Below are 26,215 nucleotides of genomic sequence, written 5' to 3' on the forward strand. Positions count from 1 at the left end.
GACCAACGGACCAGAGTTGTTATTTTCAACTCTTACTATTATACCGACTTTTTCAAACTTGTCAACTACTTTTTTTATCTTTTTTAAGTTAAGTAAAAAGAGCCAGAATTATACTGACTCTTCTAATGATTATTAAACTTAGAAGCACGTTCTTCTCCCCACCAATAGGGGATTAGTTCTACGACTTTCACTGTCTTTCTTGTACCGTAGTCCATCATGAATTCTGCATCTTTATTTTCAGCGTTCAACTCTAAAAGAAATTCTCTGCAAGCTCCACAGGGCATTCCTGAACTTCCACCATAAGGAGGTTTGTCTCGAAAGGCTAAGACTTTTTTAACCTTAGTTTGCCCTGAAAATTGGTACATATTAAAGAGTGCTGCTCGCTCTGCGCAGAGATGGAAAACACCACAGGTTCCCTCCATACAGAATCCTGTAAATATTTGTCCATCTTCTGCTTCTACTGCGGCTACGACATGGTTAGCGTAAACAAAATCAGATACTTCATGTGGATCGTATAGTTTCCGTGCTTCTTCGTACATCTTTTCCCAGATGTCCATTATTGCATCCTTCTTATTTAGAGATTTCTTTTAACATATTTTCAATATGCTGGATTGATTTTTCACGGCCTAACAAGAAGATAGTATCTGGCAATTCTGGCCCATGCATTTCACCTGAAACAGCAATACGAATTGGCATGAAAAGATTTTTTCCTTTAATACCTGTTTCTTTTTGAACAGCTTTGATTTGTGGGAAGATATTTTCTGTTACAAATTCATCATCTGTCATCGCTTCAAGTTTTGCTTTGAAGGCTTCAAGAACTGTTGGGACTGTTTCCCCCGCCATGACTTCGTGCTCTGCTTCTGTCAATTCTGGGAAATCTGAGAAGAAGAGATCTGTCAATGGGATAATCTCATCTACTGATTTCATTTGTGGCTTATAGAGTTCTACCAATTTTTCAGCCTTGTCAGTTAAACGGCCTGCTTCCTCTAAGAATGGTTTTGCCATTTCAAAGATAGTTTCTAGGTCTGCATTCTTGATATAATCATTGCTCATCCAGTCTAGTTTTTTCTGGTCAAAGGCTGCTGGAGACTTGCTGAGGCGGTTTTCATCGAAAAGTTTAATGAATTCTTCACGAGAGAAGATTTCATCTTCGCCACCTGGGTTCCAACCAAGAAGAGCAATAAAGTTAAAGACTGCTTCTGGTAAATAACCTTTTTTACGGTAGTCTTCGATAAACTGAAGGGTGTTGGTATCGCGCTTAGACAATTTTTTCCCGGTTTCAGAGTTGATAATCAAGGTCATGTGACCAAACTCTGGAGCTTCCCAACCAAGTGCTTCATAAACCATGAGCTGTTTTGGTGTATTAGCAATGTGGTCGTCTCCACGGATTACGTGAGAAATTTGCATATCATGGTCATCGATGACAACGGCAAAGTTGTAAGTTGGGTAGCCGTCTTTCTTTTGGATAACCCAGTCACCACCGATATTGCCACCTTCAAATTCGATATCGCCTTTAACCATATCATGCCACTTGTAGATACCTGACTCATTGACAGCCAAACGAACCGTTGGGATGATCCCTGCTGCTTCACGTTCTAAGATGTAAGCTGCTTTTTCCTCTTCACTCATACCAAGGTATTCATTGATGTAGCGTGGTGTTTCGCCAGCTGCTTCTTGGCGTTCGCGTTCAGCTGCCAACTCTTCTTCTGTAACATAAGATTTGTAGGCTTTTCCTTCAACTAGCAATTGGTCGATGTATTTTTGATACAAGTCCAAACGTTCAGACTGGCGGTAATTTTCATGTGTTTCTGGGCTTTCATCCCAATTCATTCCTAACCAACGAAGGTTTTCAAGTTGTGAACGTTCACCATCTTCGACATGGCGTTTACGGTCAGTATCTTCGATACGGATAATAAAAGTTCCACCGTGATGACGGGCATAAAGGTAGTTGAACAATGCTGTACGGGCATTTCCGATGTGTAGTAGTCCTGTTGGACTTGGTGCGTAACGTACGCGGATATCTTTTGACATAGTTTCTCCTATAAAGTCTCTAGGCGTCTGCCTTTTTGCTCTCTATATTATATCACAAGTCTTGGCTGAGTCCAATTTCTATGGATAAAGAGAGTAAAAAGAGTGGACAAACCACTCTTTTCTTCTATTATAGACGTGCGTTAAGTTCTTTGCTCAATTCTTCAAATCCTGGTTTTCCAAGAAGGGCGAACATGTTACGTTTGTAAGCTTCAACACCTGGTTGGTCAAATGGGTTGATAGCATTCAAGTAACCTGAAAGGGCGATAGCCAATTCGAAGAAGTAGATAGTGTAACCAAGAGTGAAGGCGTCTTGCTCTGGAAGAGTCACGTACATGTTTGGTACATCACCATCTGTGTGGGCAAGAAGAACACCGTCAGTCGCTTTTTTGTTTACAAAGTCAACGTCTTTTCCTTGAAGGTAACCAAGTCCGTCAAGGTCTTCATCCAAAGTAGGGATAATCACGTTTTTACGAGGTTTGTCAACACGAACAACTGTTTCAAACATGATACGAGTTCCTTCTTGGATAAATTGACCAAGTGAGTGCAAGTCAGTTGAGAAGTTGGCTGAAGTTGGGTAGATACCTTTTTGGTCTTTCCCTTCTGATTCACCAGCCAATTGTTTCCACCATTCTGAGAAGTATTGAAGTGATGGCTCGTAGTTTACCAAGATTTCAGTTGCATAGCCTTTACGGTAAAGGATGTTACGAACTGCTGCGTATTGGTAAGCTTCGTTTTCAGAGATTTTATCTGAAGTGTAATCTTTGCGAGCTGCGTTAGCACCTTCCATAAGGGCTTTGATGTCAGCTCCTGATGCTGCGATTGGAAGCAAACCAACAGCTGTCAATACTGAGAAGCGTCCACCGATATCATCTGGAACAACAAATGTTTCCCAACCGTTAGCGTCTGCTTCAACCTTAACAGCACCTTTTTGGCGGTCAGTTGTTGCATAGATACGTTTGTTGGCTTCTTCTTGTCCGTATTTCTTAACCAAAAGTTCTTTGAAGACACGGAAAGCAATCGCTGGTTCAGTTGTTGTACCTGATTTAGAAATCACGTTTACTGAGAAGTCTTTGTCTGCAACATACTCTACCAAGTCAGCAAGGTAAGTAGATGAGATTGAGTTTCCTGCGTAAAGGATTTGTGGAGCTTTGCGCTCTTCTTTTGTTTGCAAGTTTGCAAAGTGGTGATTCAAGAAGTCGATTGCCGCTTTAGCACCAAGGTAAGATCCACCGATACCAATCACAACCAAAACATCGCTGTCTGACTTGATTTGCTCAGCAGCTTTCAAGATGCGGTCAAATTCTTCGCGGTCGTAGTTTTCAGGAAGGTCCAACCATCCCAAAAAGTCGCTACCAGCACCAGTTCCTTTACGGATCAATTCATCTGCTGCTGTTACTTGTGATTGCATGTATTCCACTTCATGTGGGGCAACAAATTTGTCTAAAACTTTTGAATAATCAAATTTAATATGTGACATGTTATTCCTCCAATATTTCTTCTTTTATATCATAACGCTTACCTTCGTTTTTTTCAAGTTTTTTTGTCGAATTTCTCCAATTTTTATCAGAATTCAAACGTTTGCGTAAAATGTCATATTCCAAAAATTTTGAAAAAAATAAAGAACGACTAGATGTTCCAGTCGTTACAGTTCATTCAATAAATACTCAAATAATTCTAAATTGCCATCTTCTTCATTAACTAGAAACTCTGGATGCCACTGCAAACCGATAATACGGTGCTCGTCGATAGATTCAATCGCTTCGATGGTTTGGTCTCTGGGATCAATAGCAGTTACACGGAAATTAGGTGCCAAATCTTTGATACTCTGACGATGGACGGAGTTGACCTGACTTTCTTTTCCAAATAGCTTGGCCACCACGCTTCCTTCTACTGTCTCAATAGAGTGAGATGTTCCGAAAGGTAGTCCTTGCCAGTGACCTTCGATTTCTTGATTGAGGGTTCCCCCAAAGGCAACATTGACAAGTTGAACACCGCGACAGATTGCCATAATTGGTTTATTCTGACGGAGCGCTTCCTTCAAGAGTGCCAATTCAAATTCATCACGGACTAGATTGTAATCATCGCTCTCGATGGTCTTTTTCTCTCCATAAAACTGAGGATGGACATTTTGACCGCCTGTCAAAATAAGCTTGTCAATCATTTCCACATAATCGCGTACAACTGACTCATCACCAACAGGAATGACTAAAGGGAGACCACCGACTTGACGAATACTCTCTGCGAATCTACAAGATACAGATGAATGAATGTTTTTGCCTTCTGCGTCTACGGGACATAGATTTGCAGCAACTCCTACAACCGTTCTAGTCATGATGTCTCTCCTTTCGAATGTTAATACTCTTCGAAAATCTCTTCAAACCACGTCAGCGTCGCCTTACCGTAGGTATGGTTACTGACTTCGTCAGTTCTATCCACAACCTCAAAGCAGTGCTTTGAGCAACCTGCGGCTAGTTTCCTAGTTTGCTCTTTGATTTTCATTGAGTATAACGATAGTCCTATCATATCACTCAAAATGACTTTCGTCTAATATGTTTTTTTTAAGGCTGTGATAAAAATTTTTTATGGACAAGAAAAAGCTGCCCACATAGGACAACTTCTTTCTTATTCAAAGACAAATTGATTGTGATAGAGTTCTGAGTAGAATCCACCTAGTTTCAAGAGTTCATGGTGATTACCACGTTCAATGACTTCTCCATCTTTAAGGACAATAATCTGATCAGCATTGAGGATGGTCTTCAAACGGTGGGCAATGACGAAACTAGTTCTTCCTGCTACAACCGCCTCCATGGCATGCTGAATCTTGCTTTCTGTCACCGTATCTACGTTTGAAGTGGCTTCATCGAGAATGAGAACTTCTGGATCTGTCATCAGGGTTCGAGCGATGGAAATTAATTGCTTTTGCCCTGTCGAGAAGATGCTCTGATCATCATCGATAAGCGTATCGTATTTATCAGGTAAGCTTTCGATATAGTCATGAATATGGGTTGCCTTGGCTGCTGCCTCAACCATTTCTTGACTAGCATCTGGCACACCGAAACGGATATTGTCTCGAATGGTTCCGCTAAATAAGACCGAATCTTGCAAGACAATCCCCACCTTGCTTCTGAGACTATCTAAATCATAGTCACGAATGTCTTTTCCGTCAAAATAAATACCACCAGCATCAACATCATAAAAGCGATTGATGAGGTTCATAATAGTCGTTTTCCCTGAACCCGTCGGACCAACAACTGCTGTCATCTGGCCTTTCGGGGTGGAAATGCTGACATCTTTCAAAATAGGTTTATCAGGCAAGTATGAAAAATCAATATGACTAATTTCAACACCTTCTTGCAACTTAGTGAAGGTTGGAGCCTTTTCAGGTCGGATTTCTTCCTCTGCATCAAACATTTCCTGAATCCGTTCAGCCCCTGTAAAGGCTAACTGGAGGCTTCCCCAACTAGCTGCAACTTGGATAATAGGCTGGTAGTACTGCTGTGAAAATTGGGCAAACATAACAATCAAACCTAAAGCTGTACTTGTTTCAATAGTCTTATCATTTAGTAGAACAGCTGAACCCGCAAAGATGACGATGGCTGTATTAACCAGACTCATTCCATTCATGACAGGGAACAGAATTCCTGAAAACATTCTTCCTTTAAAGGTTGCCTTGCGCACGCGCTCATTTTGTTCAAGAAATCCTGCCATCATATCCTCTTGAATGCCTTGCACAATGACAGCTTTTTGACCTGAGATACTCTCATCCATATAGGCATTGAGTTTCCCTACCTCTTTCTGCTGGAGGTTGGTGTATTTGCGTGCCATTTTTACGATGAAAATCAGCATGAGGAAGGCTACTGGTGTGCTGGCAATGGTGATGAGGGCCAGCGTCACATTTCTCGAAAACATGACAAGAATCAGACCAATGTATAAAACAATATTGCTCATGACCTGAACCAGACTTTCATTAAAGGCTTGGAGGATATTATCCAAATCACTGGTAAAACGAGACAGGATATCGCCATCTTGTCGGCGGTCAAAGAAAGAAACCGTTAACCGAGCAAGCTTACCAAAGAGGCCTTTGCGCATCTCGTTAGTCGACTCTGCAATCACGCGCGTCATGAGACACATGTATATGACACTGGAGATAAAGAGAACCAAAACTAGCAGGCCAAGATTGACCATAATTCCTGATAGGCTTTGCCAAACAAGTTCTGGATTGCCATCTTGATAAGCTTGAACTAAATTGGCTAGCTCTGTTACCGCTTGTCCAGAAAAGACCGGAAAGAGGGCTTGGGCAAGAGTTGATAGAACCAGCATCAAGATAACAACCACAAATGAGAACTTGTAGACCTTAAAGTAATGCCAGAAAAATTGAACTGTTTTCATGTCACTCCTCCTTTCCTTTTTGTGTTTCATAGATTTCACGATAAACAGCATTGTTGGCAACCAAGTCTGCATGTGTCCCTTGACCAATCAATCGTCCCTGATCTAGAACCAAGATCTTGTCTGCATGAACAACCGAGCTAATCTTTTGCGCGATGATAATGGTTGTTGTTCCCTTCAAATCCTTATTCAAGGCTTCTTGCACTAGGCGCTCTGACTTAGCATCTAGGGCCGAGGTCGAATCATCAAAAATCAGAATACGTGGATTGCTGACAATTCCACGCGCAATCGACATCCTTTGTTTTTGCCCACCAGAGAAATTGGTCCCCCGTTCCTCAACTGGACTTTCAAAGGTTTTCTCCATACGATGAATGAATTCGCTAGCCTGAGCAATATTGGCTGCGCGTTCCATTTCAAATAGAGTGGCATCTCCCTTACCCTGTCTCAAGTTGTCTGCAATTGTTCCACTAAAGAGAATGGCACGCTGAAGAACGATAGAAACAGTTTTGCGCAGGGTTCCTTCACTCACTTCTCGAATATCCTTGCCTCCGATTTTGATAGCACCCTCCTGTGGGTCAAAGAGACGTGGAATCAATTGAGCCAAGGTTGATTTTCCTGCACCAGTCGCTCCAACGACACCAACCATTTGACCAGGTTCGATAGTAAAGCTCACATCTTTCAGCATCGGTTCCTTGTCCATTGGATAGGTAAAGGTCACATTTTCAAAGCTAAGACTTCCGACCAACTCTTCATCTGGGACATCCTTGAAGGTCATGGCTGGCTCTGCGTCTAGAATTTCTCGAATACGACGCATAGAAATCATAGCACGACTGACAGAATTTCCCAAAAATCCAACCATAACAATGGTAAAGATAATCTGGCTTAGGTAATTGACAAAGGAAGCAATGGAGCCAACAACTGACGGATCCGACTGAACCATCCCAGCAACTAGCCAAATAGAGAGGAAAACCGCCCCATAACCGACCAACATCATGAAAGGTTCCACTACTGAAAAGGCATAACCGATGTAAAGATTTTGACCGAGAAGCTCGTCTGAAACCTCCGTAAACTTAGCAAACTGCTCTTTTTCTTGGACAAAGGACTTGACCACACGAACACCGCGTAGATTTTCCTTGGCAATGGCATTGATGCGCTCAAGCAGAGTTTGAAACTTGGCAAAACGAGGCCCCATCATTCCCATCATGACAGCAGTCAAACCAAAAATCAAGACTACCATGAGAACAATCACCCACCAAAGAGAAGGTAAAGTGCGAACCGCCAGGATAAACGAACCGATGAACAAGAGAGGAAGTCTGAAAAGAATTTGAAAGGTCATCATGACCACGTTCTGAATCTGGTTGATATCATTTGTCATGCGAACGACTAGATTTCCCGCATTAAATTGTTCAATATTGGCATAAGAAAAGGTTTGGATTTTACAGAAGGCATCCTCCCGAAGGTCAGATGAAACTCCTTGGGCAATATAGGCTGCAAGGACAACATTAAGCCCACCAGCAACCAGACCGACCAAGGACACACCGATCAACCAAGCCCCGATACTATAAATAGCTTCATATTTTCCAGCAAGTAGGGCGTCTAACACTTCCTGCAGATAACGCGGTTGCAGAAGTGAACTAGCAACCATCAAGCCTGTCATTAGGAGCGAAGCCAAGGCCTGCCACTTGTAGGTTTTTATTTTCTGAATCAGCATACTTTCTCCTTAAAAAATAGACAAAAGGGAGCGACAATGCGTCAGCTCCTTCTCATTCTGTTTGTGTGATGTTATTCTAGCAAAAAAGTGGGAACTTGTCAAAGAAGTCTCCTTGATATAGCTAGAGTGACTAGTCATTTTTGGATTTATAATTTTTCTTTTAACTCGACCAAGACATTCATAGCCTGCATAGGTGTCATATTGTAAACATCCAATTTAGCTAATTCTGCTAGGATAGGATGTTCTTCAGTCGTATCAAAGAGTGAAATCTGTTCAGTGACAGCACTCGTTTGTCTCATGGGAGCAGGATTTTCTGTACCCTGACTCTCTAACTGAGTCAAAATCTTATCCGCCCTTGCTAGAAGGTCTGCTGGCAAGCCAGCAATCTTAGCAACATGAATACCGTAGGATTTGTCAGCTGGGCCTGGTTCAATCTTGTGAAGGAAGGTGACCTGCCCATCCTGCTCCAAGGTTGCCACATGAACATTGACCAAGTGTTCCAGACTAGCCTCAAGGCTAGTTAATTCATGGTAGTGGGTCGCAAAGAGTGTCTTGGCTCCGATGTGCTCATGGATATATTCGATGATGGACTGGGCAAGAGCCATCCCATCATAAGTTGCAGTTCCGCGTCCCAATTCATCAAAGAGAATGAGAGAGTTCTTAGTCGCATGCGAAATGGCATTGTTGGCCTCCATCATCTCTACCATGAAGGTTGATTGACCTGAAACCAAATCATCTGCTGCTCCGATACGGGTAAAGATGGCATCAAAAATTGGCAAATGGGCACTTTCTGCTGGCACATAAGAACCCAACTGGGCCATCACCGCCGTCATGGCTAACTGACGCATGTAGGTTGACTTCCCGCTCATATTCGGCCCTGTAATCAATTGAATACTGGTATCTTCTGCCATCTGAATCGTATTGGGAATATAGGTCTGAGCTCCCATGACCTTTTCAACGACAGCATGGCGCCCTTTCTGGATGTCGATTTGTGAGTCTTCTCCGAACTCTGGTCGGATCAAATGCTGAGTTTCAGACACAACTGCCAAACTCTGTAAGACATCAACTGTCGCTATGCCTTGAGCTAAAGCCTGCAAACGCTGGATATACTTGCTGACCTCTTCACGAATGCGCATAAAAATTTCGTACTCTAGATTAGCTGACTTCTCACGCGCCTCCAGCATATCTCCCTCGATACGGGCTAATTCTTCGGTTCCAAAGCGTTCCGAGTTTTTCAGCGTCGCCTTGCGGAAAAAGTGAGCAGGCACATTTCCCAGTTGAGAATTGGTCACATGGAAATAGTAGCCATCCTTTTTATTGTAGTCAATCTTGAGCGTACTGATACCAGAGTTTTCTCGCTCCTTAGCCTCAATCTCAGCAATCCAACCAGTCCCTTCTCTGAGAACGCGACGGTACTTGTCTAAAGTCTCATCAAATCCAGTGCGGATAATACCCCCTTCTGTAATCACATGAGGGGCTTCAGGAGCAATGGCTGCGCTAATCAAACTCTCCAACTCAGGGATTCCATCCAGTTGTTCGATGAGATAGGCTAGAGCAGGTTGCTCCATTCCTTCTAAAATCGCACGAATACGTGGCACACTAGACAAGGTAGTCGCCAGCTGCAAGAGATCCTTGGGATTGGTTTTGCCAAAAGAAACCCGACTAGCCAAGCGTTCGATATCATAGACACCCTTGAGACTGTCTGTCAAATCACTGCGCTCAAAGAAATGGTCGAGAAAGACCTGCACCACTTCTTGACGTTGGATGATTCGTTCCTTATCAATCAAGGGGCGATGAATCCAAGAACGCAAGAGCCGCATTCCCATAGCCGTTTTGGTTTCATCCAAAAGCCAGAAAAGACTACCTTGCTTCTTGCCTGAACGAGCATTCTCAACCAAATCCAGACTAGCCTTGGTCGCATAATCCATCTGCAAGAAATCCTTGATTTCATAGCGGATAACAGGTTTGAGGTGGTTCAATTCCCTCATCTGGGTTCGATGGACATACTGGAGCAGCTTACTAGATGCCGCTTGCTCCACAGCTGCTAATCGTGAATCCAGTAAATGAAGGTCTTCAAAGCCTTCTTTTTCATAGGAAAGCACCAGATTCATCTGGCGACTGAGGATTTGTTCTTCTTCCTCAGACAAGTCATAACCCAACACCACTTCGCGCGCCTTGAGATTGCGGATTTCTCCACAAACCAGCGTAAAATCCAAAAGACCTGTCACATAAAAATCACCCGTCACCAAGTCCATATAAGCTAAGCCAAATTGATTGCCATCACGGTCTATGGCAACCAAGAAGTTGTTCTGACTATCCGGCTTACTACTATCGACCACTGTCCCTGGCGTAATGACCTGAACAACTTCTCGTTTCACAACCCCAACTGCCTGTTTAGGATCTTCCATCTGCTCTGCGATAGCCACCTTATAGCCCTGCTCAATCAAGACATCGATATACTGTTGGGCAGAATGATAGGGAACACCCGCCATAGGAATCGGATTGTCGGCATTCTTGTTGCGACTCGTTAAGGAAATTTCCAGAATCTGCGCAGCATTGACCGCATCCTCATAAAATAATTCATAAAAATCACCCATCCGAAAGAGCAAAAAAGCATCTGGATATTGCTTTTTAATATCCACATACTGTTGCATTCCGGGGGATAGCTTTTCTATCGCCATTGTCCGTCTCTCCTTGTCAAAAATAAGTCTTGAGAGCAACTCCCAAGACCTTACTTATCTTTCATCAAATCTAGCAAACGATCTTCCATGAGTTTGGCAACGTGCTGGTCTCGACAAATGACCAATAAGGTATTGGCACCAGCAACTGTTCCTAAAATCCATTCATCCTTGTTTGCATCTACAATATTTGCCAAAACAGAAGCTTCTCCCAATTTGGTATGAAGTACCAAGGTAAACTCTGCTCTTGCAACACCTTCTAAATGATGAGACAAAAATTCCACCAAATCAATCTTTTCTGTCTCATTTGCTAGTACATAATACACCATATCATTTTTCTTGACCTTGGTCAAGCCGATTTCACGCAAATCACGAGACAAGGTTGTCTGCGTCACAAAGACATTGTGTGCCTCCAACCGATCTTGAATTTCTTTTTGTGTACTTAATTTCTCCTCAGTAATCATTTTTTTTATTAACTGATGACGATCTCTTTTTCTCATAAAATCCTCTTATGTGAATATTTATAACTAATTTTATAACTATATTATACCAAAAAAATAGGAGATTTCAAAAATTTTTTCTTCTTTCTTTAAAATTGTGATAAAATAGTAGAAAAGTCCAAAAAGGAGCTCTTAATGAATACAAAAGAATTGATTGCTAGCGAGTTGGCTAGCATCATTGATAGCCTGGACCAAGAGGCTATTTTAAATTTACTGGAAACCCCTAAAAACTCAGAAATGGGAGACATCGCTTTCCCTGCTTTTTCTCTTGCAAAAGTCGAACGTAAAGCGCCACAAATGATTGCTGCTGAACTGGCTGAAAAGATTAACAGCCAAGCCTTTGAAAAGGTTGTTGCAACTGGGCCTTACGTCAACTTTTTCCTTGATAAATCTGCTATTTCTGCTCAAGTATTGCAAGCTGTTATCGCTGAAAAAGAACACTATGCTGACCAAAACATTGGTAAACAAGAAAATGTTGTTATCGATATGTCTAGTCCTAATATCGCTAAACCATTCTCGATTGGTCACCTGCGCTCAACCGTTATCGGAGATAGCTTGTCACATATTTTCCAAAAAATCGGTTATCAAACGGTCAAGGTCAACCACTTGGGAGACTGGGGTAAACAGTTTGGGATGCTGATTGTTGCCTACAAAAAATGGGGCGACGAAGAAGCTGTAAAAGCTCATCCAATCGATGAACTTCTTAAACTCTATGTCCGCATCAATGCTGAAGCCGAAAACGACCCTAGCTTGGATGAAGAAGCACGCGAATGGTTCCGTAAACTGGAAAATGGAGATGAGGAAGCTCTTGCACTTTGGCAATGGTTCCGTGATGAAAGTTTAGTGGAATTTAACCGCCTTTACCATGAATTGAAGGTTGACTTTGACAGCTACAACGGAGAAGCCTTCTACAATGATAAGATGGATGCCGTTGTAGACATTCTTTCTGAAAAAGGCCTTCTTGTTGAATCAGAAGGTGCCCAAGTTGTGAATCTTGAGAAATACGGAATTGAACATCCAGCCCTTATCAAGAAATCTGATGGTGCAACTCTCTATATCACACGTGACTTGGCTGCAGCCCTTTACCGTAAAAACGAATACCAATTTGCCAAATCTATCTATGTCGTTGGTCAAGAACAATCTGCCCACTTTAAGCAGCTCAAAGCTGTCTTGAAAGAGATGGGCTACGACTGGAGTGACGACATCACTCACGTTCCTTGTGGTTTGGTTACAAAGGAAGGGAAAAAACTCTCTACTCGTAAAGGGAATGTCATCTTGCTAGAGCCTACAGTTGCAGAGGCTGTTAGCCGTGCCAAGGCCCAAATCGAAGCTAAAAATCCTGAGCTTGAAAATAAAGATCAGGTAGCCCATGCTGTTGGGGTTGGAGCCATTAAGTTCTATGATCTCAAGACCGACCGTACAAATGGGTATGATTTCGATCTAGAAGCTATGGTATCCTTCGAGGGGGAAACTGGACCTTACGTTCAATACGCCTACGCTCGTATCCAATCTATCTTACGCAAAGCCGATTTCAAACCAGAAACAGCTGGCAACTATAGCTTGAATGATGCTGAAAGCTGGGAAATCATTAAACTTATCCAAGACTTCCCACGTATTATCAACCGTGCGGCGGATAACTTTGAACCTTCTATCATTGCTAAATTTGCAATTAGTCTAGCTCAAGCCTTCAACAAATATTATGCACATACACGCATCTTGGATGAAAGCCCAGAACGCGACAGCCGTCTAGCTCTCAGCTACGCAACCGCAGTTGTTCTCAAAGAAGCCCTTCGCTTGCTTGGAGTAGAAGCGCCAGAGAAGATGTGATTCAGTACTAACAATTGGAACTAAAGTTCCTAATTGTTAGACGCTAGCCGCGTATATGCGGACTAGCTAACTGCTTCACTAGTCATGGCTCCTAAATATAATCGATTTAGGAGCCATGACGTCGTAATCAGAGACACTTGTCTAAACGCTTCACTAATTCATCTAACCAAATAATATCGATTTGGTTTGGTTCATGTCGTAATTTTTTAAATTACTTGATTGCGGAGCAATCTAAGTAACTAACGCCAAATCCTATTCGGACTTTGGCTAGGCGCTTCACTAGTTTTAGGACATAAATATGATCGATTTATGTCCTAAAACGTCGTAATCTTCAAGTTATTGGAACTAAAGTTCCTAATTGTTAGACGCTAGCCGCTTATATGCGGACTAGCTAACTGCTTCACTAGTCATGGTCTCTAAATATAATCGATTTAGGAGCTATGATGTCGTAATCAGAGACACTTGTCTAAACGCTTTACTAATTCATCTAACCAAATAATATCGATTTGGTTAGGCTCATGTCGTAATCTTTTAATTACTTGATTGTAAAGCAGTCTAAGTAACTAACACTAAAGCCTATCGGGACTTTGGTTTAGAGCTCTATCCAAAAATCTTATCAAGTTTTGCTGACTGATTCTGCTATTTTGAATTGACTAATTCGATTTACTCACTACTACTTCTTTATCATACAAGGAGATTTCCTATGAGCCAATATGCTTATGTCCTCGTTGTGATTAGCTTGGTGTTCCTTTTTCTGCTCAATAAGTACGAGAAGGAGAGACTTCAAAGGCTCTACCAAGAACAACTTTTGAAGGATGAAACATTCAGGACTGACATCAAAGAGAAAATTCAATCGACTGAAAATATCAATGATGTCATTGCTTACATCAATAAAACTTATCATCTGGGAATGTTGCTATCAAAAGACATTACAGATCAATTGAAATAAACCTAGCTATTCTTTAAGAAATATGAAAACCGAGACTAAGAGTTTATCACTTCGTCTCGGTTTTTGTATATTTTTCAAGCAACAAAGCTACCACTCCCCCAGCAATGCAAGTGCAAAATCCCCTATAATGTGATAAAATAAAAGAGAGAACTCTATCAGGGAGGAAAACATGAAAAAACAAACCGTCGCCGTCTTGGGGCCTGGTTCTTGGGGAACTGCCCTTTCACAAGTCTTAAATGACAATGGACACGAGGTACGTATTTGGGGAAATATTCCCGAACAAATCAATGAAATTAATACACACCATACTAATAAACACTACTTTAAAGATGTCGTTCTAGATGAAAAAATCATTGCCTACACTGACTTAGCAGAAGCATTGAAAGATGTGGATGCGATTTTGTTTGTTGTCCCAACAAAAGTGACACGACTTGTTGCCCAACAAGTTGCACAAACCTTAGACCATAAGGCTATCATCATGCACGCATCAAAGGGATTAGAACCCGATAGCCATAAACGATTATCAACCATCCTTGAAGAAGAAATTCCTGAACATCTCCGCAGTGATATTGTCGTTGTTTCAGGACCTAGTCATGCGGAAGAAACCATTGTGCGTGACCTAACTTTAATCACTGCTGCTTCTAAAGATTTACAAACAGCTCAATACGTTCAGGAGCTCTTTAGTAATCACTACTTCCGACTTTATACCAATACGGATGTTATTGGAGTTGAAACTGCTGGTGCTCTTAAAAATATTATTGCTGTCGGTGCTGGAGCCTTACATGGTTTGGGATTTGGTGACAATGCCAAGGCAGCCATCATCGCTCGAGGCTTGGCAGAAATTACCCGCCTAGGAGTAGCACTCGGGGCCAGTCCATTGACCTATAGTGGCTTATCTGGTGTAGGAGACTTGATCGTAACGGGAACTTCCATCCACTCTCGTAACTGGAGAGCTGGCGATGCCCTTGGTCGTGGAGAATCCCTAGCTGATATCGAAGCCAATATGGGCATGGTGATTGAAGGAATTTCAACGACTCGAGCAGCCTATGAACTAGCGCAAGAACTTGGAGTCTATATGCCCATTACACAGGCCATTTACCAAGTTATCTACCACGGAACCAATATCAAAGATGCCATTTATGACATCATGAACAATGAATTTAAAGCAGAAAATGAGTGGTCTTAACCCTCTATAGAAAGGATTCTTATGACATCAAAAGTTAGAAAGGCAGTCATCCCTGCCGCTGGACTTGGAACTCGATTTTTACCAGCAACCAAAGCACTTGCTAAAGAAATGTTGCCAATTGTAGACAAACCAACTATCCAATTTATCGTCGAAGAAGCTCTTAAATCAGGTATTGAAGATATTCTGGTTGTCACTGGTAAATCAAAGCGTTCTATCGAAGACCACTTTGACTCAAACTTCGAGCTTGAATATAACCTCAAAGAAAAAGGGAAACAGGACTTATTGAAATTAGTGGATGAAACTACTGGAATTCGCCTTCACTTTATCCGTCAAAGCCATCCTCGTGGTCTGGGAGATGCTGTCTTACAAGCAAAAGCTTTTGTAGGGAATGAGCCCTTCGTTGTCATGCTTGGTGACGACCTAATGGATATCACAGATGACCACGCTGTACCTTTGACAAAACAATTGATGAACGATTACGAGACAACTCACGCATCAACAATCGCTGTTATGCCTGTCCCTCATGAAGAAGTTTCAGCATATGGAGTTATCGCTCCTCAAAGCGAAGGAATCAATGGTCTCTACAGTGTCGAAACTTTTGTTGAAAAACCAACTCCAGAAGATGCTCCAAGTGATTTGGCAATCATCGGTCGCTATCTGCTCACACCTGAGATTTTTGATATCTTAGAAAATCAAGCTCCTGGTGCTGGAAATGAAATCCAACTTACCGACGCTATTGATACGCTTAATAAAACACAACGTGTTTTCGCCCGTGAATTTACAGGCGCTCGTTACGACGTTGGAGATAAATTCGGCTTTATGAAAACATCTATTGACTACGCCCTCAAACATCCACAAGTCAAAGATGACTTGAAAGATTACCTCATCCAACTGGGAAAAGAATTGGCTGAGAAGGAATAACAAAATCATTTATATAAAGAAGAACTAGGATGCTTAATTATCCTAGTTCTTCTTTATATATCCAGATTAGCCACACATAAATTAAGTAAATTCTATACTTGAATCTAGCAATTTCATAAAAACTATTGAAAGCGCTATACTTGCATTTGTCTTTTCATTAAAATAAGAGTAGAATAAATTAGTATAGTAAAACAAAAAAGCACCGAATCGGTGCGCACTTTTTCAAGTTGTGTACGGACAAAGCCTTATTTTAACTTTGCTGTGTTGTTTCGAATAGTTCCAACGATTTTATTGTACTATACTTATCAAATATTATCAAGTGAAATGTAAATTATTTTACAGATAAAACAAAAAGCTAGTTTATTATTATTTGAAACAATACAGTTCTAAAACTAAAATACAACCCCTTACTAATTCTAACAAATTTCCACAAATATATCATTCGTTTTATTGAAATTATCATTAGAAATGCTATAATATATTTATAGTTGTATTTTAAGGAGATTATTTTGAAAAAGTTCAAATTTACTAAAGATAATTTAGCTATCCTATCTGAAGTAGTAAAGTTTATGAAAGGTTGCGTTGATTTAATCAAAGCTCTCATTTTGTAATTTTTTAAAAAATTATAATTTAATACAAAGGAGGTTTATAACTATATGAACAATAACAACTACTCTATCGGACTCGATATCGGAACTAACAGCGTCGGATGGGCCGTCATTACGGATGACTATAAGGTGCCATCGAAAAAGATGAAAGTTCTAGGCAATACTGATAAACACTTTATCAAGAAAAATCTAATTGGAGCTTTATTATTTGATGAAGGAACTACTGCTGAAGATAGACGTCTCAAACGAACAGCACGCCGTCGCTATACTCGTCGAAAAAATCGTCTTCGCTATCTTCAAGAAATCTTTTCTGAAGAAATGAGCAAGGTGGATAGTAGTTTCTTCCATCGATTAGATGACTCCTTCTTAGTTCCTGAGGATAAAAGAGGAAGTAAATATCCTATTTTTGCTACCTTGGCAGAAGAAAAAGAATATCATAAGAAATTTCCAACTATCTATCATTTGAGAAAACACCTGGCGGACTCAAAAGAAAAAACTGACTTGCGCTTGATCTATCTAGCATTAGCGCATATGATTAAATACCGCGGACATTTTTTGTATGAAGAATCTTTCGATATTAAAAACAATGATATCCAAAAAATCTTTAGCGAGTTTATAAGCATTTACGACAACACCTTTGAAGGAAGTTCACTTAGTGGACAAAATGCACAAGTAGAAGCAATTTTTACTGATAAAATTAGTAAATCTGCTAAGAGAGAACGCATTCTAAAACTCTTTGCTTATGAAAAACCCACTGGTCTATTTTCAGAATTTCTCAAGTTAATTGTAGGAAATCAAGCTGAGTTTAAAAAACATTTTGGCTTAGAAGAAAAAGCTCCACTACAATTCTCTAAAGATACCTATGATGAGGATTTGGAAAACTTACTCGGACAAATTGGAGATGACTTTGCAGACCTTTTCCTAGTGGCTAAAAAACTCTATGATGCCATTCTTCTCTCAGGAATCTTAACTGTCACAGATCCTTCAACCAAGGCTCCACTATCAGCATCTATGATTGAGCGCTATGAAAACCACCAAAAAGACTTAGCGGCTCTAAAACAATTCATCCAAAACAATCTTCAAGAAAAATATGATGAAGTTTTCTCTGACCAATCTAAAGATGGGTATGCTGGGTATATCAATGGCAAAACCACTCAAGAAGCATTTTACAAGTACATCAAAAATCTTCTCTCTAAATTTGAAGGATCAGATTATTTCCTTGATAAAATTGAACGTGAAGATTTCTTGAGAAAACAACGCACCTTTGATAATGGTTCTATCCCTCATCAAATTCATCTTCAAGAAATGAATGCCATTATCCGTCGGCAAGGAGAACATTATCCATTTCTGCAAGAAAATAAAGAAAAGATAAAGAAAATCTTAACGTTCCGTATTCCATACTATGTTGGTCCATTGGCTCGTGGCAATGGTGATTTTGCTTGGCTTACTCGAAATTCTGACCAAGCAATCCGACCTTGGAATTTTGAAGAAATTGTTGATCAAGCAAGCTCTGCGGAAGACTTCATCAATAAGATGACTAACTATGACTTGTATCTGCCAGAGGAAAAAGTTTTGCCTAAGCACAGTCTCTTGTATGAAACATTTGCTGTCTACAATGAATTAACAAAAGTAAAATTTATTGCAGAGGGATTGAGAGACTATCAATTCCTTGATAGTGGGCAAAAGAAGCAAATTGTCAATCAATTATTCAAAGAGAAAAGAAAAGTAACTGAAAAAGACATCACTCAGTACCTACACAATGTTGATGGCTACGATGGAATCGAACTAAAAGGAATTGAAAAACAATTTAACGCTAGTCTTTCTACTTATCATGATTTACTTAAAATAATCAAGGATAAAGCGTTTATGGATGATGCTGAAAATGAAGCAACTCTTGAAAATATCATCCACACGCTCACTATCTTTGAAGATCGTGAGATGATCAAGCAACGTCTTGCTCAATATGACTCTCTCTTTGATGAAAAAGTGATTAAAGCACTGATTCGTCGACATTATACTGGTTGGGGAAAACTCTCTGCTAAGCTAATCAACGGTATCTGTGATAAAAAAACTGGTAAAACAATTCTTGACTACTTGATTGATGACGGCTACAGCAATCGTAATTTTATGCAGTTAATCAATGATGACGGGCTTTCCTTCAAAGACATTATTCAAAAAGCACAAGTGGTTGGTAGGACAAACGATGTGAAGCAAATTGTCCATGAACTCCCAGGTAGTCCTGCTATCAAAAAAGGAATTTTACAAAGTATCAAGATTGTTGATGAACTTGTCAAGATTATGGGCCACACTCCCGAGTCCATTGTGATTGAGATGGCACGAGAAAATCAGACAACTGCCAGAGGGAAAAAGAATTCCCAACAAAGATATAAACGCATTGAAGATGCACTAAAAAATCTAGCTCCTGGGCTTGACTCAAATATATTAAAAGAACATCCAACAGATAATATTCAACTGCAAAACGACCGTCTCTTTCTGTACTATCTCCAAAATGGGAAGGATATGTACACTGGAGAACCTCTTGACATCAACCAACTAAGTAGCTATGACATTGACCACATCGTCCCACAGGCTTTTATAAAAGATGATTCTCTAGACAACCGTGTCTTGACTAGTTCAAAGGATAATCGTGGTAAATCTGATAATGTTCCAAGTTTAAAGGTTGTTCAAAAAAGAAAAGCTTTTTGGCAACAATTACTGAATTCCAAATTGATTTCAGAACGTAAATTTAATAATTTAACCAAGGCTGAACGTGGTGGGCTAGATGAGCGAGATAAAGTTGGCTTTATCAGACGCCAACTAGTTGAAACACGGCAAATCACAAAACATGTTGCTCAGATTTTGGATGCCCGTTTTAATACAGAAGTGACTGAGAAGGATAAGAAGAACCGTAAGGTCAAAATTATCACTTTGAAATCCAATCTAGTTTCCAACTTCCGTAAAGAATTTAAGTTATATAAGGTGCGGGAAATCAATGACTACCACCATGCACATGATGCCTACTTAAATGCAGTAGTGGCTAAGGCTATCCTTAAGAAATATCCTAAACTAGAGCCTGAATTCGTCTATGGTGACTATCAAAAGTACGATCTTAAGCGCTACATCTCAAGATCCAAAGATCCTAAAGATGTTGAAAAAGCAACTGAAAAGTATTTCTTCTACTCAAACTTGTTGAACTTCTTTAAAGAAGAGGTGCATTACGCAGACGGAACCATCGTAAAACGAGAGAATATCGAATACTCTAAGGATACTGGAGAAATCGCTTGGAATAAAGAAAAAGATTTCGCTACAATTAAAAAAGTTCTTTCACTTCCGCAGGTGAATATTGTGAAGAAGACAGAGATTCAAACACATGGTCTAGATAGAGGTAAACCTAGAGGATTGTTCAATTCTAATCCATCTCCTAAACCTTCAGAAGATAGTAAAGAAAATCTTGTACCAATTAAACAAGGGCTTGACCCACGAAAATACGGTGGTTACGCTGGTATTTCTAACTCATACGCGGTCTTAGTTAAAGCTATTATTGAAAAAGGAGCGAAAAAACAACAAAAGACAGTCCTTGAATTTCAAGGTATCTCTATTTTAGATAAAATAAATTTTGAAAAGAACAAAGAAAACTATCTTCTTGAAAAAGGATACATAAAAATTCTATCAACTATTACTTTACCTAAATATAGTTTGTTTGAGTTTCCTGATGGTACAAGAAGAAGACTAGCAAGTATTCTATCGACAAACAATAAACGAGGAGAAATTCATAAAGGTAATGAATTGGTCATCTCCGAAAAGTATACAACTCTTTTGTATCATGCTAAGAATATTAATAAAACACTTGAACCAGAACACTTAGAGTATGTTGAGAAACATCGAAATGATTTTGCTAAACTTTTAGAATCTGTACTTGATTTTAACGATAAATATGTAGGCGCATTAAAAAATGGAGAAAGAATCAGACAAGCATTTATTGATTGGGAAACAGTTGATATCGAAAAGTTATGTTTCAGTTTCATTGGTCCAAGAAATAGTAAAAATGCTGGCTTATTCGAGTTAACTTCACAAGGAAGTGCTTCTGACTTCGAGTTCTTGGGAGTAAAAATTCCACGATACAGAGACTATACACCTTCTTCACTCCTCAACGCCACCCTCATCCACCAATCCATCACTGGTCTCTACGAGACTCGGATTGACTTAAGCAAATTAGGAGAAGACTAATGGGATGGAGAACTATTGTAGTCAATACGCACTCTAAACTCTCCTACAAGAATAACCACTTGATTTTTAAAGATGCCTCTCGGACAGAGTTAATTCACCTGTCCGAGGTGGACATCCTGCTTTTGGAGACGACAGATATTGTTCTCTCCACTATGCTGATAAAGCGCTTGGTGGATGAAAATATTCTGGTCATCTTTTGTGATGATAAACGCTTACCAACGGCATATTTAATGCCTTACTATGGTCGTCATGATTCCAGTTTGCAACTCTCTCGTCAAATTGCTTGGAATGAAGATGTAAAGGCGGAAATATGGACAACCATCATTGCACAAAAAATTCTCAATCAAGCTTTTTATCTGGGGAGTTGTGGTTTTCTGGAAAAGAGCCAGTCCGTCATCGATCTCTATCATGGATTGGATTTGTTTGATCCTAGTAACCGTGAGGGACATGCAGCTCGTATTTATTTCAACACCTTGTTTGGAAATGATTTTAATCGTGAGCAAGATAGTGATGTTAATGCTGCCTTAGACTATGGCTACACTTTGATTTTGAGTATGTTTGCGCGTGAGATTGTTTTGTCTGGCTGTATGACTCAGTTTGGCTTGAAACATGCCAATCAGTTCAATCAATTCAACCTAGCCAGTGATATTATGGAGCCTTTCCGTCCGATTATTGACAGAATTGTCTATGAAAATCGAAACAGCTCTTTTATCAAAATCAAACGAGAACTTTTTACTATTTTCTCAGACACCTTCCACTACAATGGTAAAGATATGTACCTGTCCAATATCATCAGTGACTATACTAAGAAAGTCATCCAAGCTCTCAATCAACCCGAGAAAGGAGTTCCTGAGTTTAGGATATGAATTATCGATATATGCGTATGATTTTAATGTTTGATATGCCAGTTGATACCGTAGAGGAACGCAAGGCCTATCGGAAATTTCGGAAGTTCCTCATAGATGAGGGATTTATCATGCACCAATTCTCCATCTATAGCAAACTCTTGCTCAACAACTCTGCTAATAACGCCATGATTGAGCGACTCAAGACCCATAACCCTAAAAAGGGGAACATTACTCTCTTAACCATTACAGAAAAGCAGTTTTCTCGTATGATTTACTTAAATGGCGAACGAAATACCAGCATAGCAAATTCCGATGCACGCTTGGTCTTTCTAGGAGAGGAGCCTAGAGATGAAGATTAATTTCCCACTACTGGATGAACCATTAGCTATTGAAAATGCCACTTTTTTAGTGTTGGAAGACCAGTTTACCTTTTCAACTATCGTCAAGCAATTCTACCAATATACTGATGATGGGGAGTTGAAGTTGTTTGATAGAAATCTAAAAGCTCTGAAAGAAGCTGAATTACTAGTGATAACGGATGTCTTAGGATACAATCTCAACTCACCTGCGATGCTCAAGCTGATACATGCAGATCTTGAAAATCAGCTCAATGACAAGCCCGAAGTCAAATCCATGATTGAAAAGCTGGTTGCTACGATTACAGAATTGCTAGCATTTGAGTGTTTAGAAAACGAGTTAGACCTAGAGTATGATGAAATTACCATTCTAGAGTTAATCGATGCACTTGGTGTCAAAGTCGAAACCCTGAGTGATACACCTTTTGAAAAGATGCTAGAAATTGTCCAGGTTTTTAAATATCTTTCTAAAAAGAAACTCCTTGTTTTCATCAATGCATCCGCCTATCTATCAAAGGATGAGTTAGTAAATTTGATAGAGTATATCCAACTCAATCAACTGTCCGTCTTGTTTATTGAGCCTCGGCAAATCTATGATTTTCCGCAGTATGTATTGGATCAAGACTATTTCTTGAACCCTGAAAATATGGTATAATAAGAGTAACAATTGGAACCTGACGAGCTGAAGTCTGGCTGGGACGAATGGCGCGATTACGAAATTTCGTGAGAAAAATTTTTCTACGAGGTTTTAGAGCTGTGTTGTTTCGAATGGTTCCAAAACTGTTAGCGAGTGCGTTTGATTGCGAGTTTAGTTTTAGAGCTGTGTTGTTTCGAATGGTTCCAAAACTAACGCAAGCGACTTTATGAACAATTGGGAGTTTTAGAGCTGTGTTGTTTCGAATGGTTCCAAAACCATTGAAGACCCAGCGCATGTTGAGGTTGAGTTTTAGAGCTGTGTTGTTTCGAATGGTTCCAAAACAAGATAGAAATCCAACCTGTATTCCGTTCAGTTTTAGAGCTGTGTTGTTTCGAATGGTTCCAAAACCTTTGGAATATGCAGAGGAACAACAAGCGGGTTTTAGAGCTGTGTTGTTTCGAATGGTTCCAAAACAACAGAACTAACAAATAAAATCAATGAACAGTTTTAGAGCTGTGTTGTTTCGAATGGTTCCAAAACTGTCACAACCGCCCAATAGTTGAGAATACAGTTTTAGAGCTGTGTTGTTTCGAATGGTTCCAAAACTGAAAACCTTGAGGGGTCAGGTGCTTGGACGTTTTAGAGCTGTGTTGTTTCGAATGGTTCCAAAACTTTAACAAGTTAGGGATTTCATACACATTAGTTTTAGAGCTGTGTTGTTTCGAATGGTTCCAAAACAGGTAATGTTACTCGGACACCGTCATACAAGTTTTAGAGCTGTGTTGTTTCGAATGGTTCCAAAACACATTAAAAGCTACTCATTTTTTAAGTAGCTTTTTTCTTATTCAAGTTTACATATTATACTCTTCGAAAATCTCTTCAAACCACGTCAACGTTGCCTTGCCGTACTCAAGTACAGCCTGCGGCTAGTTTCCTAGTTTGCTCTTTGATTTTCATTGAGTATTAGTCGTCACATCCCCATTCCCTTGTAGAAAAGCAAGACTGCTAGTCCTACGAATAGCACTACAGCTACCAGTCTCTGACTAGCACTATACATCCGCCTTTCTCCTCGAACTGGAAAGATAACTGCTAGAAATGCGCCACCAACTGCACCTCCGATATGGCCAGCTAGGCTAATTCCTGGAATCAGAACACTTCCAATAATGTTAATCACAAAAAGTGTCAAATAAGACTGCCCCAACTGCTGGATATAAGGATTGCGCGTAGCATAGCGAAGAATGATAATCGCGGCAAATAGCCCATAGAGAGAAGTAGAAGCTCCTGCTGCTAAGGATTTGGGACTAAATACAAAAACAAAGAGATTGCCCATCATTCCTGATAAAAGATAGAGAAAGAAAAACTGCTTAGAACCGAAAATCTCCTCTACTTGCCTACCAAGATAATAGAGCGAAAGCATATTGACAATGAAATGCTCCCACCCAATATGAACAAAAATGGCAGAGAATAGACGCCAAATCTGCTCTGGAAAGAGGCGAATGGCAGGCCCGTACATGGCTCCAAATCGAAATAGGGTATCTGCCCTGTAAAAGTTTCCTCCTGTGATCACCAACATTAGTAGAAATACCAAGGCCGTCACTAAGAGAAAGAAACTCGTCACAGGGTAACGTCTATCAAAGATTTCTTTCATCAATCAGTACCTCCTGAACAGGAATATCATGCACCTCAGCTATAAAATCCCGAATTTGACAAGGATAAACCGTACTCAAAGTATGACCAGTAAAATGTTCCAGATAGCGGTCATAATAACCTCCACCATAGCCAATCCGATAGCCCTCTCTCGTAAAAGCCAGCCCTGGAACATGAATCAAATCAATCTGCGAGACATCCACCACTTCCAAATCTCCCTGTGGTTCCAGTAAGCCAAAGGAAGTTTTGACCAACTGCTGCGGATTATAGACTACAAAGTCCATGCGCCCCTTGGGATAGGTTTTTGGTATGAGAACCTTCTTGCCATCCTTCAGCGCCTGCTCAATCAGTTCCTGCGTTTGAAACTCATGAGGAAAAGAGAGATAGGTTGCGATTGTATTTGCTTCTTGGTAGAAGGGGTGTTGTAAAAGTCCTTCTGTTAAAGCTTGGTCTATAGCCTGTTTTTGCTCTCTAGATATAGCCTTCATTTCCTGCAAGACTTGCTTGCGTAGTTCTGCTTTCATAGCCAATTCCTCTACTCTGCTGCCTTCTTTTTCAGGAAACTAGAGACCGCATCCACCCCAATAGCTAAAGCTTCTTCCTTAGGACTCATCTGAGGGTGATGAAGAGCGTAGGGACTATCGATACCTAGCCAAAACATAACGCCATTAACCTTTGAAAGGAGATAACCAAAGTCCTCACCTGTCATAGCAGGTTCAATATCAATCAACTCAATTCCCTCTTTCTCTTCAAAGAAATCCATCAGTTCACGCGCCAAGACTGGATTGTTCTCAACAGGCAGGTAACCACCTTGTTTGAGTTCCACTTCGACTTCCATACCAAAGGCAGCTGCAACTCCTTCTGCAACTGTTTTGACCCTCTTTTGCACCAAGAGACTCATGTCCTGTGTCAAGGTCCGAATGGTTCCATGTAAAAAGGCTGTATCTGTGATGACATTGTTAGTGGTTCCAGCTTGGAAAAGGCCAAAGGTCACCACTGCTCCCTCGATTGGGTTAACATTGCGGCTGACAACTGACTGCACTTGGGTCACAAAGTAACTAGCAGCCACCAAGGCGTCATTGGCTTCATGTGGAAAAGCTGCGTGGCCACCTTTGCCTTTGAAACGAATCTTCACCTCACAAGTTCCTGCAAAGAGAGTGTGTGTATTGGTCGCAATCTGGCCGACTTTCAAATCTGGTCGAACATGGAGGCCATAAAATTGATCTGGCAACCAATCTCCAAAAGCACCATCCTCATACATGAGCATGCCACCAGCTTCATTTTCTTCTGCAGGCTGAAAAAGAAAGAGCAGATTATTCTTTGGTTGCTCCTCAAGGGCGCGCTCCAAACAGCCCAAGGCAATGGTCATGTGGAAATCATGGCCACAGGCGTGCATGCGACCTTGGTGCTGAGAAGCAAAAGGAAGTCCTGTTTGTTCGACGATAGGCAGGCCATCAATATCTGTCCTCCAACCAATGGTACGCTCTGGCTGACTTCCCTGCAAATAAACCAAAATACCTGTCCGCCAAGTTCGAACTTGAACAAAGTCCTTGCCCGCAGTCAATTTCTCAATCACATCTAGCAGATAAGCCTGAGTCTTGAACTCCTCCAAGCCAATCTCTGGAATCTGGTGCAAATCTCGTCTAGTCTGAATCAAATCTAACATCTATCTCTATCCTCCTATATAGCAGAAAGAGGCTGGA

At 40.5% G+C, this 26,215-nt stretch carries 19 protein-coding genes and 1 CRISPR repeat array; of the genes, 8 read left to right on the forward strand and 11 right to left on the reverse strand.

Annotation, left to right across the window (positions count from 1 at the left end; all coding sequences use genetic code 11):
• Positions 1-122: 122 nt before the first annotated feature.
• The 8 genes from RYL77_RS00005 to argR form a co-directional block, all read right to left on the reverse strand.
• The gene (locus tag RYL77_RS00005; RefSeq protein WP_315008879.1) at positions 123-557 is read right to left on the reverse strand and encodes a cytidine deaminase; all 435 of its coding nucleotides are present in this window, start codon (positions 555-557) and stop codon (positions 123-125) included.
• 13 nt (positions 558-570) lie between these two features.
• Positions 571-2,031, reverse strand: a complete 1,461-nt coding sequence (gltX, locus tag RYL77_RS00010; RefSeq protein WP_315008880.1) for a glutamate--tRNA ligase — start codon at positions 2,029-2,031, stop codon at positions 571-573.
• Positions 2,032-2,158: 127 nt separating this feature from the next.
• The gene (locus tag RYL77_RS00015; protein WP_261096828.1) at positions 2,159-3,508 is read right to left on the reverse strand and encodes a glucose-6-phosphate isomerase; all 1,350 of its coding nucleotides are present in this window, start codon (positions 3,506-3,508) and stop codon (positions 2,159-2,161) included.
• Between the two features lie 165 nt (positions 3,509-3,673).
• A complete protein-coding gene (locus RYL77_RS00020) occupies positions 3,674-4,363 on the reverse strand; it encodes a gamma-glutamyl-gamma-aminobutyrate hydrolase family protein (protein WP_033687443.1) in 690 nt (229 codons plus the stop codon).
• 290 nt (positions 4,364-4,653) lie between these two features.
• Complete coding sequence (gene patB, locus RYL77_RS00025) at positions 4,654-6,420, reverse strand: multidrug efflux ABC transporter subunit PatB (RefSeq protein WP_315008884.1); 1,767 nt, start codon at positions 6,418-6,420, stop codon at positions 4,654-4,656.
• Position 6,421: 1 nt separating this feature from the next.
• A complete protein-coding gene (gene patA / locus RYL77_RS00030) occupies positions 6,422-8,128 on the reverse strand; it encodes a multidrug efflux ABC transporter subunit PatA (RefSeq protein WP_315008886.1) in 1,707 nt (568 codons plus the stop codon).
• Positions 8,129-8,274: 146 nt separating this feature from the next.
• Complete coding sequence (gene mutS / locus RYL77_RS00035) at positions 8,275-10,809, reverse strand: DNA mismatch repair protein MutS (RefSeq protein ID WP_315008888.1); 2,535 nt, start codon at positions 10,807-10,809, stop codon at positions 8,275-8,277.
• Between the two features lie 50 nt (positions 10,810-10,859).
• Positions 10,860-11,306, reverse strand: a complete 447-nt coding sequence (gene argR, locus RYL77_RS00040) for an arginine repressor (protein ID WP_001231476.1) — start codon at positions 11,304-11,306, stop codon at positions 10,860-10,862.
• A 135-nt stretch (positions 11,307-11,441) separates the two neighbouring features.
• On the opposite strand from argR, the gene argS reads away from it, so the two are divergent.
• The 8 genes from argS to csn2 all read left to right on the forward strand — a co-directional run bounded on the left by argS (position 11,442) and on the right by csn2 (position 22,883).
• Entirely contained in the window at positions 11,442-13,133 is a 1,692-nt protein-coding gene (gene argS, locus RYL77_RS00045) for an arginine--tRNA ligase (protein ID WP_315008890.1), read from the forward strand.
• 703 nt (positions 13,134-13,836) lie between these two features.
• Positions 13,837-14,082 (forward strand): MarR family transcriptional regulator, encoded by a 246-nt coding sequence (locus RYL77_RS00050; protein ID WP_315008892.1) that lies wholly within the window; start codon positions 13,837-13,839, stop codon positions 14,080-14,082.
• A 169-nt stretch (positions 14,083-14,251) separates the two neighbouring features.
• Positions 14,252-15,268: an NAD(P)H-dependent glycerol-3-phosphate dehydrogenase gene (locus tag RYL77_RS00055; RefSeq protein ID WP_315008894.1), complete on the forward strand. Its 1,017-nt coding sequence runs from the start codon at positions 14,252-14,254 to the stop codon at positions 15,266-15,268.
• A gap of 21 nt (positions 15,269-15,289) precedes the next feature.
• A complete protein-coding gene (gene galU, locus RYL77_RS00060) occupies positions 15,290-16,189 on the forward strand; it encodes a UTP--glucose-1-phosphate uridylyltransferase GalU (protein WP_102211560.1) in 900 nt (299 codons plus the stop codon).
• A gap of 656 nt (positions 16,190-16,845) precedes the next feature.
• Positions 16,846-21,024, forward strand: coding sequence for a type II CRISPR RNA-guided endonuclease Cas9 (cas9, locus tag RYL77_RS00065; protein WP_315008897.1), 4,179 nt, complete (start codon positions 16,846-16,848; stop codon positions 21,022-21,024).
• Positions 21,024-21,890 carry a type II CRISPR-associated endonuclease Cas1 gene (cas1, locus tag RYL77_RS00070; protein ID WP_042900170.1) on the forward strand — a complete coding sequence of 289 codons (867 nt, stop codon included), beginning with the start codon at positions 21,024-21,026 and terminating at the stop codon, positions 21,888-21,890. Before cas9 ends, cas1 begins: the two co-directional genes overlap by 1 nt.
• A complete protein-coding gene (gene cas2, locus RYL77_RS00075; RefSeq protein WP_042900169.1) occupies positions 21,887-22,231 on the forward strand; it encodes a CRISPR-associated endonuclease Cas2 in 345 nt (114 codons plus the stop codon). Before cas1 ends, cas2 begins: the two co-directional genes overlap by 4 nt.
• Positions 22,221-22,883, forward strand: a complete 663-nt coding sequence (gene csn2, locus RYL77_RS00080) for a type II-A CRISPR-associated protein Csn2 (RefSeq protein WP_102211556.1) — start codon at positions 22,221-22,223, stop codon at positions 22,881-22,883. The genes cas2 and csn2 overlap by 11 nt, the downstream gene beginning before the upstream one ends.
• 90 nt (positions 22,884-22,973) lie before the next feature.
• A CRISPR array of direct repeats spans positions 22,974-23,669; the repeat unit is 36 nt; unit sequence GTTTTAGAGCTGTGTTGTTTCGAATGGTTCCAAAAC.
• Between the two features lie 166 nt (positions 23,670-23,835).
• Here the strand turns inward: csn2 and RYL77_RS00085 are convergent.
• The 3 genes from RYL77_RS00085 to RYL77_RS00095 are packed head-to-tail and all read right to left on the reverse strand — an operon-like array spanning position 23,836 to position 26,178.
• Positions 23,836-24,513 carry a rhomboid family intramembrane serine protease gene (locus tag RYL77_RS00085; protein WP_315008901.1) on the reverse strand — a complete coding sequence of 226 codons (678 nt, stop codon included), beginning with the start codon at positions 24,511-24,513 and terminating at the stop codon, positions 23,836-23,838.
• Complete coding sequence (locus tag RYL77_RS00090) at positions 24,497-25,036, reverse strand: 5-formyltetrahydrofolate cyclo-ligase (RefSeq protein ID WP_315008903.1); 540 nt, start codon at positions 25,034-25,036, stop codon at positions 24,497-24,499. The genes RYL77_RS00085 and RYL77_RS00090 overlap by 17 nt, the downstream gene beginning before the upstream one ends.
• A gap of 11 nt (positions 25,037-25,047) precedes the next feature.
• Positions 25,048-26,178 carry an N-acetyldiaminopimelate deacetylase gene (locus tag RYL77_RS00095; protein WP_315008904.1) on the reverse strand — a complete coding sequence of 377 codons (1,131 nt, stop codon included), beginning with the start codon at positions 26,176-26,178 and terminating at the stop codon, positions 25,048-25,050.
• Positions 26,179-26,215 lie beyond the last annotated feature (37 nt).

This window comes from uncultured Streptococcus sp. (assembly GCF_963516515.1).
Lineage (GTDB): Bacteria > Bacillota > Bacilli > Lactobacillales > Streptococcaceae > Streptococcus.